This window comes from Chamaesiphon sp. VAR_69_metabat_338 (assembly GCF_031423935.1).
Lineage (GTDB): Bacteria > Cyanobacteriota > Cyanobacteriia > Cyanobacteriales > Chamaesiphonaceae > Chamaesiphon.
Map to the genome: position 1 here is coordinate 1 of NZ_JANPGM010000096.1, position 12161 is coordinate 12161.

The 12161-nt window shown below is 47.2% G+C and carries 8 protein-coding genes and 1 pseudogene; 4 read left to right on the top strand and 5 right to left on the bottom strand.

Going from position 1 to position 12161, the window contains the following annotated elements; translation table 11 throughout:
* Positions 1 to 154 precede the first annotated feature (154 nt).
* Positions 155 to 2887 (top strand): valine--tRNA ligase, encoded by a 2733-nt coding sequence (locus RMO84_RS02835; RefSeq protein ID WP_310486937.1) that lies wholly within the window; start codon positions 155 to 157, stop codon positions 2885 to 2887.
* 284 nt (positions 2888 to 3171) lie between these two features.
* On the opposite strand, the gene RMO84_RS02840 is transcribed toward RMO84_RS02835, so the two are convergent.
* Positions 3172 to 4194 carry a spore photoproduct lyase family protein gene (locus tag RMO84_RS02840; RefSeq protein ID WP_396135752.1) on the bottom strand — a complete coding sequence of 341 codons (1023 nt, stop codon included), beginning with the start codon at positions 4192 to 4194 and terminating at the stop codon, positions 3172 to 3174.
* 256 nt (positions 4195 to 4450) lie between these two features.
* Between RMO84_RS02840 and RMO84_RS02845 the strand changes: the two genes are divergently transcribed.
* Positions 4451 to 5350, top strand: a complete 900-nt coding sequence (locus tag RMO84_RS02845; RefSeq protein WP_310486939.1) for a homogentisate phytyltransferase — start codon at positions 4451 to 4453, stop codon at positions 5348 to 5350.
* A 32-nt stretch (positions 5351 to 5382) separates the two neighbouring features.
* On the top strand, positions 5383 to 6426 hold the full coding sequence (locus tag RMO84_RS02850; protein ID WP_310486940.1) for a tocopherol cyclase family protein: 1044 nt from the start codon (positions 5383 to 5385) through the stop codon (positions 6424 to 6426).
* Between the two features lie 271 nt (positions 6427 to 6697).
* Here the strand turns inward: RMO84_RS02850 and RMO84_RS02855 are convergent, their stop codons facing one another.
* The 4 genes from RMO84_RS02855 to RMO84_RS02870 all read right to left on the bottom strand — a co-directional run bounded on the left by RMO84_RS02855 (position 6698) and on the right by RMO84_RS02870 (position 11704).
* Positions 6698 to 7384, bottom strand: coding sequence for a DevA family ABC transporter ATP-binding protein (locus tag RMO84_RS02855; RefSeq protein ID WP_310486941.1), 687 nt, complete (start codon positions 7382 to 7384; stop codon positions 6698 to 6700).
* A 1-nt stretch (position 7385) separates the two neighbouring features.
* Complete coding sequence (locus tag RMO84_RS02860; protein WP_310486942.1) at positions 7386 to 8696, bottom strand: TAXI family TRAP transporter solute-binding subunit; 1311 nt, start codon at positions 8694 to 8696, stop codon at positions 7386 to 7388.
* Positions 8697 to 8847: 151 nt separating this feature from the next.
* Positions 8848 to 10014, bottom strand: coding sequence for an ABC transporter permease DevC (devC, locus tag RMO84_RS02865; RefSeq protein WP_310486943.1), 1167 nt, complete (start codon positions 10012 to 10014; stop codon positions 8848 to 8850).
* 229 nt (positions 10015 to 10243) lie between these two features.
* Complete coding sequence (locus tag RMO84_RS02870; protein WP_310486944.1) at positions 10244 to 11704, bottom strand: HlyD family efflux transporter periplasmic adaptor subunit; 1461 nt, start codon at positions 11702 to 11704, stop codon at positions 10244 to 10246.
* A 212-nt stretch (positions 11705 to 11916) separates the two neighbouring features.
* Here RMO84_RS02870 and RMO84_RS02875 point away from each other — a divergent pair.
* Positions 11917 to 12161, top strand: a pseudogene (locus RMO84_RS02875) (penicillin-binding protein 2); the annotation flags it as partial.

Below are 12161 nucleotides of genomic sequence, written 5' to 3' on the forward strand. Positions count from 1 at the left end.
GTCTTTTTATAGGATCCATAATTTGTGTCTTTTTTAATCGCAGAGGCGAATCGCTGCGTCTCTGCGGTTTAATCTTCCTAGATCTCTGTCACTCATAATATCTAAACCCTTCCCTATGGCACAATTATAATAGAGTGCCAATATCAAGCATCCCATGACAGCTAATCTTCCCCCCCAGTACGACACCAAGACAACCGAAGCCAAATGGCAGCAGATTTGGGAAACAAACCAAACCTACAAAGTCGATCCGGCTAAAGGAGGGAAACCATTTTGTATCGTCATTCCGCCGCCAAATGTGACGGGGAGTTTGCACTTGGGACATGCGTTTGAACAATCGCTGATCGATGCGCTGATTCGGTACCATCGGATGTGCGGGGACAATACGCTGTTTTTACCGGGAACGGATCACGCGAGTATTGCGGTGCAGACGATTCTAGAGAAACAACTCAAGGCTGAGGGTAAGACGCGCTATGATGTCGGGCGCGAGAAGTTTCTAGAGCGCGCGTGGGAATGGAAAGCTGAATCGGGTGGTACCATTGTCAATCAGCTCAAGCGGATGGGTGTGTCGGCGGATTGGACGCGGGAACGGTTCACGCTGGATGAGGGCTTGTCGGCGGCGGTATTGGAAGCATTCGTTCGATTGCACAAAGATGGACTGATTTATCGAGGACAGTATTTAGTCAATTGGTGTCCGGCTTCGCAATCAGCGGTGTCGGATTTGGAGGTGGAGAATAAGGAAACTAATGGCAGTTTGTGGTATTTTCGCTATCCATTGAGCGATGGTTCTGGACATATTGAAGTAGCAACTACTCGCCCTGAAACGATGCTGGGCGATACCGGAGTAGCAGTCAATCCCAAGGATGAAAGATACAAGCATCTAATTGGTAAAACTGTCAGATTGCCGATCGTCGGGCGCGAAATTCCGATCGTGGGTGATGATTTTGTCGAAGCAGAATTTGGAACGGGTTGCGTAAAAGTTACTCCCGCTCACGATCTCAATGACTTTGCGATGGGCAAGCGTCATAATTTACCGTTGATTAATATCATGAATAAAGACGGCACTCTCAATGAGAATGCTGGCGAATTCAATGGGCAAGAACGCTTTGCAGCACGGCGCAATGTTGTTGCTAAGTTAGAAGAACTGGGTAATTTAGTTAAAATTGAAGCTTACAAGCATACTGTACCTTATAGCGATCGCGGCAAAGTTCCGATCGAGCCATTATTATCAACTCAATGGTTTGTCAAAATTCGCCCGATGGCAGATAATTGCCTGGAGCATTTAGACAACCAAAATTCCCCTGATTTTGTTCCCCAACGCTGGGGGAAAGTCTACCGCGATTGGTTGGTTAAATTGCAAGATTGGTGTATCTCGCGCCAATTGTGGTGGGGGCATCAGATTCCGGCTTGGTATGCAGTCAGCGAATCGGGTGGCGAGATAACGGATAACACGCCGTTCTTTGTGGCTAAAGATGAATCAGAGGCTCGGGCACAGGCGATCGAACAGTTCGGTGCAGATGTCAAATTAGCCCGCGATCCAGATGTTCTCGATACTTGGTTCTCTTCGGGATTGTGGCCATTCTCGACATTAGGTTGGCCGGATCGTACTGCGGATTTAGAGCTTTATTATCCGACAGCTACGCTCGTTACTGGTTACGATATTATCTTCTTCTGGGTGGCACGGATGACGATGATGGCGGGATATCTGACTGGTAAAATGCCATTTCAAGATGTCTACATTCATGGTTTAGTTCTCGATGAAAATGGGAAGAAACAGTCGAAGTCGGCGAATAATGGTATCGATCCATTATTACTAATCGATAAATATGGTACCGACGCGCTGCGCTATACGTTAGTCCGCGAAGTTGTCGGTGCGGGACAAGATATTCGGATTCAATACAACCGCAAAACTGACGAATCTGAATCCGTCGAAGCCAGCCGGAATTTTACGAATAAAATCTGGAATGCGGCGCGATTTGTGATGCTGAATTTTGAAACTTCAGACTTTAAGATCGATCGGGATAATTTAATTGCTCCAGCGATCGAATCCCTAGAAGTAGCGGATAAATGGATTCTCTCGCGCTTCCATCAAACAGCTCAACAAACCCGCGATTATATCGATCGATATGGATTGGGTGAAGCGGCTAAAGGATTATATGAATTCTTCTGGGGCGACTTCTGCGACTGGTATATCGAGCTAGTTAAATCGCGACTGCAAGAAGGTGCCGATCCGGCGAGTAAATTAGTCGTGCTGCAAACTTTGGCGTTTGTTTTGGATGGCATTTTAAAGTTATTGCATCCATTTATGCCCCACGTTACGGCAGAAATTTGGCAAACGCTCACCGAAAGCGACGAGCGAAATGATATCTCGATCCAAGCTTATCCAATTAGCGATGCTAGTCTAATTGACACGGAACTCGATCGCGAATTCGATCTCCTCATTGGCGTGACGCGGACGATTCGCAATCTCCGTGCGGAAGCCGATCTCAAACGCGCGATTAAGGTTGCGATTATCCTGCAAAGCGATAGTGCTACCGAGCGGGAAATATTAGAGCGCGGGAAGACTTATCTGTGCGATCTGGCACAAATTGAAAACCTCACCATTGTCGATCGATTAGCGGCAGAACCGACTCGCTCGATCGCAAGTGTCTTCGCTACCGTTCAGATTATTTTACCCCTGACTGGAGTAGTGGATCTCGATGCTTTTAAAGCCAAAATTCAGAAGAAAATCGATAAAATCGATAAAGAAATTGAATCAATTCACAGTCGGTTAAATAACACTAAATTTATCGAGCGTGCTACGCCAGAGGTGGTACAACAAACTAAAGATATGTTGGCTGAATCAGAGAAACAAAAAGAGATTTTGCAAGAAAGATTGCAGCAATTCTAATTAATTAGCATTAATTCGTAGGTTGGGTTGAGGAACGAAACCCAACATCCCCACCATTAATTGTTAAGGCTGTTGGGTTTCGCCTTGCTCAACCCAACCTACACGTTAATTTTTGGTTTTTATCTGGCTTAACTCGATCGAGATCTAAATTCGACATAACCGAGCATTTGCAAATTGGGATCGATATTGGTGGCGCGGCTATCTGGATGCCGCAACCCATATCAACTTCAAGTCAGATTTGGTTGCATTTAGGAGCCGCATGGGGCGACTCCTCAAGATCGGATTTAAGTCCAGTACAGGATTTTGGCATGAGGGAATCGCCGTAACAATTCCCGCTCGAAGAAGCGACGCAGCTCTTTCATGATGTCCGCCTCATAGACGTACTTAATGCCACCAAATTTGTTGCGCTTGACAGCCCGCTGGGACTCATCCAGATCGAGCTTGGTTTGGGGATACCACTCCAAGATCGTCTCCTTGGAGCCAGGTGTAAAGCGGTGGGAAATCAACTCGAAGGTCAGATCGCAATCGAAATCTAGTGCGGTTTCGATCGAGTCTAGCAGCTCGGTATAGTGTGACTGCCAATCTTCGACGGGCATAATCGGTGCGATAACTACACCGACGGGATAACCACCACCACCCCGAGCGGTCGGTAGTGCCAACTTGCGTAACGCTTGCAACCGCGCGGCAACGGGTGCCGTACCGCCCTCAAACCGACCGGAAACAGGTGTGGCATTAACACTCACCCGACAGCGGGTATGACCGTTGTGAGGCAGATCTAGCAGCGGCTCGACAGCATCAAATTTCGATACCCAGCGCAAATATCCATCTTTTCGGGTACCAAAATAACGGATACATTCTGCTAAGCTGCCCGTAAGGTGCTCGATCCCGAGCGGATCGGTATAACAACTCACCTCAAAACTCGTGGCTTCGCCCGATCGCTCGTAGGCGGCTAAATTGGCTAAAGTTTGCGGTAGATTGGCAAAGGCGCGAATTACTGGTGGCCCTTGCAAGCTACCGGCGAGATAGCAGTATTGACAGTGCGCCGGACAGCCTTCGGCGAGGTGAAATTGCCAGTCGGCAGAAGGGGGAATGGGGCTGAGTTTGAAACTACTCGGAGGGGCTGTAACTACGGCTAAAGTGCGCTTGGAAATCTGATATGTTTCGCGCTCATTTTCACCCCGCAACCCAGTCAAACGGTTGCGCGGGAGGATTTTAATGGGCAAATTTAAAGACTCAGTGCGGGCTAAGATTTGTTGTCCCCAAGGTTCAGCTATCGCCGCAGGTGTAAATAATACCTGTTCTGGCATCCACAGTCTGGGTTTGACAGGCGTAGCTGGTGCAGTGGAACTAGACTCAATTGCGATCGACACAATAAGTTAGAGACTTTTAGAACTATTTATATTATGACAATATCTACCCGCGATCGAGGTAGGGCAATGCTTACGGATTTCCTACCTCGCATTTTTGAGATCGCCCGATCGAGTTCTAAACTTGGATAAAGTTTTCTTCAATTACAATAAAATTAGCACCCTGCCCGCAATCCCCAAGTCCCCCACATTGCCCATGCAACTATCACAGCTCTGGAAATTCTCCCGTCCCCATACAATCATCGGTACGAGCTTAAGTGTCGGCGCACTCTACACGATCGCACTAGCTACCACTCACAGTCCGATTTCCTGGCAGAGCATCGGTCAACTAGTGGGAGCGTGGGCTGCTTGTATCTTGGGAAATATTTATATCGTCGGTTTGAATCAACTATATGATGTCGAGATCGATCGAGTAAACAAACCCGATTTGCCATTAGCTAGCGGCAAATTATCGATCGCGCAAGGACAATGGATCGTTGGGGTCAGCGGTATTCTCGCGATCGTTATTTCGCTCTTATTAGGTAAGTGGCTATTTGCGACAGTTGCATTAAGTTTGGCGATCGGAACTGCTTATTCATTACCACCGATTCGCTTCAAACAATATTCATTACTCGCTGCTATTTGTATTTTGACAGTTAGGGGATGTGTCGTAAATTTAGGATTATTCTTGCATTTCGATCGACTATTTACAGGTACAGATACCGTATCGCCGAGTATTTGGGTATTGACGCTATTTATCTTGGTATTTACGATCGCCATTGCTTTATTTAAAGACGTACCCGATCTCGAAGGCGATAGTAAGTATCAAATCGAAACTTTTACGATCGTCTTGGGTAAATTAACAGTCTTCAATTTAACTCGTTGGGCAATTACGATCGCCTATATCGGGACGATCGCGGCAGGAATATTGATGCCAGCAAGTATCAACACCTGGTTTTTGGCCATCTCACATACCGGCTTGCTGGGTCTACTCTGGTGGCGTTCTCAGGATATTGACTTAGATAAAAAAGAATCGATCGCCGACTTTTATCAATTCATCTGGAAATTATTCTTTTGGGAATACTTGATTTTCCCGATCGCTTGCTTTGTTAATTAGGTTTTAGGCTTTAGGCTTTAGGAGAATAGGGTTTGCAGATACCTCATGTTGGCTATCATTGGAATGGATTCGATCCTGATTTTTTTGAAGGGTGGTATTTTCGGGTGACTTTACCGAAAATTCGGGAATCTTTCGCGTTTATGTATTCAATTGAAGATCCTTTAGGTAAAAGCGAACGAAGTGGTGGCGCGGTACAAATGTTGGGAATTGACGAGCAACATTTAATCTGTAGTTTCCCAGATGTGCGTAAATTTTGGGCGGCAAAAGATAAGTTGAGTTTAGGGCATTGGGGTGAGACTAATAATTTAGCAATTCAACCGCAATTACTCGCGATCGATGAATTCGATCGACACATTACCGAAGGCTATCAAGTTACTACGACGCTCCATCAGGGAGCCTTGCCAAGTCAGGACTGTCGCTGGTGCTATCAGACTGTCCCCGTCTATGGGTGGGGACAGCCTCAGCAGACTCAACAATCTACTGCGGGAATCTTGTCCTACTTGCCAATTTTTGAACCGGGCTGGCAAATCTTGATGGCGCATGGTTTGGCGACGGGTTGGATCGAGTGGCGAGGCAAGCGTTATGAATTTACCAATGCGCCAGCGTATAGTGAAAAAAACTGGGGTCGATCGTTTCCGCAGAAGTGGTTTTGGGTGAATTGCAATAGTTTTGATGAGACGGTGGGGTTGGCGATTACCGCAGGTGGTGGGCGACGCAAGGTATTGTGGGCGACGGAAGAAGTCGGGATGATTGGCATTCATTATCGCGATCGGTTTTATGAATTCGTGCCGTGGAATTCGCAGATGAGCTGGCAAATTCAACCTTGGGGGGAATGGCGAATTCAGGCAACTAATAGCGAGTTTCGAGTCGAATTAGTCGGGACGACAGATTTACCAGGGACGATGGTGAATACGCCAACAGAACAGGGTTTGGTGATGTGTTGTCGGGATACGCTCAAGGGGTTGTTATCGATCGATCTCCAGACGCTTCAAGGCGATCGGATTATTCAAGCTAGTAGCAATAGTGCTGGCTTAGAAGTAGGCGGCGATGGTTGGGATCGAGGTTGGATGAAGTAACTAAATTGTTCTGTTAACGTGAGTTTGGGTGAAGTGTGTCCGCTGAATGACTCCTAGCTTCGTTTCCGAACCGCCCTCAAATGAATTTGGGGCTAAAAGCAAAAGTTCTCTAAAGAGAACTGCCAAATCACTTAGTTCGTTTCAACGAACTTTTGCTTTTAGCCCGAACTTCTAGTCCAGGGCGGTTCGGGAACGAAGCAGATCGGGTTTCCTTGTCCTAAACTCACGTTCTGTTAGTCATCTAATTTGCATTTCCGATCCCCGCTCCCAACTAGACTACTTTATCGCTCACCAAACACCCATCTTCCATGTGAATAATCCGATCGGCAACATCCAAAATTCGGTTGTCGTGAGTCACCATTAAAATCGTACAATTTTGCTCTTTGGCGAGTTGTTGCATGAGGGTGACGACTTCGCGACCGGATTTACTATCAAGGGCGGCGGTGGGTTCGTCGGCGAGGATCAGTTGAGGTTGGGCGACGAGGGCGCGGGCGATCGCGACGCGCTGTTTTTGGCCGCCAGAGAGGAGATCGGGGTAGTAGTGGGTGCGATCGCCTAAGCCGACGGCGGTGAGGATTTGGATGGCGCGGGTTTGGCGATCTTTGATGTGGGGATGGAGTTTGAGGGGCATGGTGACGTTTTCCCAGGCGGTGAGGCTTTTGAGGAGGTTGTGGGCTTGGAAGATGTAGCCGATATTGCTGCGGGTTTGGATAAGTTGGGTTTGTTTTGCGCCGAAGAGTTGGCGATCGAGCACTTTGAGACTGCCGGTTTGCATCGATCTCAATGCGCCAATTAAGGTTAATAGGGTGGTCTTACCGCTGCCGGATGGGCCGGTGAGGATGGTAATTTCTCCAGCGGGGATTTGGAGGTTGATGTCTTTGAGGACAGGGATTTGGAGGTTGCCTTTGCCGAAGCTGTGGTGAAGGTTTTCGATGTCGATCGTGGGCGAGTTTAACATATTAATTGGCTGAATTTAGGTGCCGCAATAGATAGGATTCGCGATCTTTAATGGCGAGCATCGTCGCATCCCAAGTAAAGCGAATTGACTGAAGTGATTCAAAGGTAATGCGATCGCAATCGAACGCCTCGATCGCAATTGCAAATTTTTGATACATTAGCTGCCTCATCTTATCGAGGGATTCTAGGTCGTGACAGTTGTTAATGTCATCCATGAGCTGAATCAGTTCGGTATTATAGAGGTCGCTGCGATTTTTTTGAGTGCGAGCAAATTGCTCTTTAAATTGCCACAACCAAGATAAAGCAGCTAAACTAATTGTGACCGCTAAGCCTAACAAATCGGAATTTTTGGTGAAGAAATCTGGCTCCGATCGATTGTAATAATTTGCGGCACCTAGATGTAGCGGCAAGAGCGATCCGCCACTGGTATCGGGTGGGCTGATTTCGTTTGCTAGGGGCATTTTATTCATCAATACCTGCCGGTTTTCGTAGATTGTCTTCGTCAATTCTTGGATCGCTTCGGTACTCACTCGACTATTAGCAACCAAGATTCGCTGTACGGAAATTGTTGGTAAATCTTGTGCGGGAGTAGCAACATTACCTTGATAAACACCTTTAGGCAAGATCGCCGCACCAAATTCTGGATATTGAATTTTGAGAGCGGCAGCTTGGTCGATCGGAATGATGCTAGCGTTACCATCACGCACTAATTTCTGAATAAATTTATTGCCTGCCGGACGCGATCGAAAAACGGCATCGACACGATTATTTAGGAAAGCGTCATCAGCAGCCGCTCCAGTCATTGACGTTACTGATAGATCTTGCCGTGCGACCCGATAATGTTTTACTAAAATCCAGAAAAAATCATCCGCTTTATCTTCTAATGGTGGAATAGCGATCCGTTTCCCTTTAAGATCCGCAATCTGGTTTACACCTGATTTTTCTGTAACCACAAGCTGGAACAGATCGTTAAATAAATAGGAAACTAATTTGACTGAATTAGATAGAGAACTAGTAATAGGAATCGATGCGAGCTGCACTTTGCCAGCTTGTAATAATTCAAGATTCTGCTCGGAACCTTTGGTTTCTAGTACTTTTAATCGCACCCTCGCATTGCAAACAACTAGTTGCTCGGCAATCGCTCTGGCTAGTTGATAACTTTCTCCTCTCGCTGGCCCAGCCGCGATCGTCAGATCCATAATTTGAAAATTCAAAAATAGCTGAAGCACAAAAAACATGCCAACCAACAGACTAGTGAAAATTATTGTCAGCTTTCGCCGCCGCCATAGCAGTTGTCTAATTCGATCTAACATATAACACTCACGAGACTATATTCCCGTATTGACCTCTATCGATCGTAAGGGAAAAAATTTCATTCACTCTCTACCTTTGCATAGATTTAAATTTAGCTGAGACTTAATCGATTAATATCCCAACCATTCACTATTCACTATTCACTATTCACTAAAACACATCAGCCGGATCTGCTGCCCGTAACTTATTAGAGGCGATCGCGCCGGAAATTAAACACATTAGTAAGGTGAGGATGAAGACAGTTAGAGCTAAATTTACAGTCATAATTAGCTCCAATCGGGTAAGAGTTGTTAATAGTTGGTACATCCCCAAAGTGGCAATGAAGCCAGGGATGTAGCCGAGGACGGCGAGGAAGAGGGCTTCTTGGAAGATGACGAGGAGGAGGGAGCGTTGGGAGTAACCGATCGCTTTGAGGGTGGCGTATTCGGAGAGATGGTCGCTGACGTCGCTGTAGAGGACTTGATAGACGATCGCGACGCCAACGATGAAGCCCATGATAGCTCCGAAGTTGAAGATCGTGCTGCTAGGGTTGGTATCTTGAAATTGGAGTTCTCTGGTTTGTAATTCTTGATGGGTGAGTACTTTGATGCCAGGGACGGCTTGTTCGATGCCGAGTTTGAGGGCAATGAGATCGGTGCCCGGTTTAACGCGAATGATGCCGAGGGTTACTTGTTCGAGGGCGTTGCTGCCATACATTTCGGCGAAGGTGCGATCGCTGGTGATGATATTGCCTTCACTGAGAAAGAAGGAGCTACCGAGATTAAATAAACCATTAACTACCAGTCGTTGATTATTTAACATCGCCCTAGTAGTTGGTTTGGTTGCCATTAGTGCGGGAATCGGCCCCAATTGCGATCGCGATAATCGATCGAATAATGCTGTAAATGGTTCGCGAAGTTTGGTTTGTTGCTGAGTTATTTCGGGCAGGTCGAAGATTTGAACTTGAGGATTGTAGGCAAACACCCGTGTCTCGTAGGAGATGGTTTCTTTGTCATAAGCCCAGGTACCGTATTTGAGATATAACGGCTCGGCGGAGATGATGCCATCGAAGGCAGCAGCTTGATACAATCGCGTGCGATCGAAGGTGCTAAAGGAGTTAATCAGTTTAGCTTCAGAATTGGTAATAAATAAATCGCCTTGCAAATGTCTGGGCAATAAAGTCGCCCCACCTGCAAATAAATTCACAAATCCCAACTGCATGAAAATCAACACATTCGCAAACGCAATCCCCCCCATCGCCACACCCGTCCGCACTTTTTGATGCGACAACTGCGCCCAAGCCAACGGCCTCTCCCGCCCCGAAAAAAGTTTTTTCATCACTAGCTCCCATCCACTATTTACTAACCGCTACCCTCTGGCGGTTTCATCCAAGAAAAGAAAAACGATCGAACTCTGGTGCCTAGTCTTCAACCGCCCTGAAATAAATTTCGGGCTAATAGCGAAAGTTCACTTCAGTGAACTGAGAGATGTTTCTTCTGGTGTATGAAACCACCCTGTTTACCCTCTACCCTCTACCCCCTAAAGCCTAAAGCCTAAAGCCCAAAGCCTAAAGCCTAATCGGCAACTTTACCCGCACTTGCATATTCGTCAGCTTGGCAACTTTCGGACTATCCGCTGGGGCAATTTCAATTTTCACGGCAATTACGCGGCTTTCCTTATCAGTGGTGGGATTAGCACCACCAGCTTCTTGGGTTTGTTTGCGACCGACTTGGAGGCCGATTTGGGAGACTGTACCGTGTAGTTCGCCAGCAAAGCTCTGATATTCACTGGTAATTAGAGCAGATTGCCCCTGGCGAATTTTATTGATATCGATTTCGGCAATCTCGGTCATCACGTACATTTTTTCGGTTTGGGCGAGTTCGACGATGCCCTGCGTGATATTGACCTGTTCGCCGATGCGGGTATTGATTTTGAGGATTTGTCCGGATACAGGCACGCGGACTTCGGAGTCGCGCAAGGCGGCTTGTTTTTGCTCGACGGCAATTTGGGCTTTTTCGAGTTGGGCTTGGGCGAGGCGGACATCGTTGGGGCGGACTTCGCGCAATTCGGCTAATTTGGCACGTTCTTGGCTGATTTGAGCAGTGATAGTCTGGATGGTTTGGTCTAGTTCTGCTTGCCGTTGGTTGACATTTTCCCGTGCGGTGAGCAGTTCGGTTTTGAGTTTATCCAATTGAGCTGCGACTGCTAGTTTTTTCTCTTGGAGGTTGGCTTTGGCCGCTGCTAAATATTCGTTAGCTTTATCGAGTTGGGTTTTGGTATCGATGCCGCGTTCGCGGGCGGCTGCTTGGGCGGAAACGAATTCTTCTTGCGCTTTGTCTAAGCTCGATTTACTAATCCCGCCCGATCGATAGAGCGTCAGCTTGCGTTGATATTCAGCTTGAGTATTGGCGAGTTTGGCTTGAGTGCCAAGGGTATTGTTACCCGATCGATCGAATTGGCTGCGGCGGCGATATTCAGCTTCCGCATTCGTGAGTTTTGCCTGCGCAGTGAGCAAGCCCAATCCCTGCCGATCTGCTTGGGATTGCCGTTGATAGTTAGCTTCCGCATTTTGCAATTGCGACTTGGCACCAGTTAATGCGGCTTGTTGTTGGGTGCGGGTGCTATTAAGTTGGGCTTGGAGTCTAGTCAGGACGGCATTTTGGGCGGTAATTTGCGATTTTTTGAAGTCACCTTGACTGACTTTCCCCAGTTCGATCTGCCGCAGTTTGACGTCGGCTAGCGCATCGCGGACTTCGGCTTGTTTGCGATCGATCCCTTGAAGGATCGCAATAACTTGATTCTGTTTGACAAAATCGCCTTCTTTAATCAAAATCCGATCGACCCGACTATCTTGGGCATTAGCTACAGATAGTTTGATGACTTCCCCGTTAGGTTGAATCCGCCCCAAAGCGACAACCGCGTTCGGTTTAGCAGGAGCAACTTTGGCGGTTTGCTCGGTACGGCCAGCCGCACAGCCAGATAAGAGGATGAGTAATCCACAAGTTGTCAAGGCAAGGTAAGCTCTCATGAACTGAGCATAATCGAGGATGTCGATCTTATACTACTCGCCCAGGTCATCTATTTTGTATGACTTTGGTCATAGATTTAGAGGGTAGGGGATAGGGGATAGGGGATAGTTGAGTTTGAACGCAAGCGTCCTTTTTTCTCCCAGTCTCCCCGCTCCCCGCTCCCAGTCTCCCCGCTCCCCGCTCCCCCCTCCCCGCACCCCCCTACCCCCTAAAGATTAAAAAGCAAAAAACAGAAAGCCATACTTTCGAAAGTATTCCATTGCGCACTCATTTAAACGAAGTTGAAGCCGCTAAATTTGCAGTCAATCGCTTTCGCTTCCCTGGTGTAGAACTCAAATCCCGCTTGTTCCGTCACTATCCATTAGGTAAGCAAGGTGCACATATGATTGGCTACATAGGCCGTATCAATGACAAAGACTTTGCCGATTTAGAAGAAAATGATGAGCTTTCTAACTA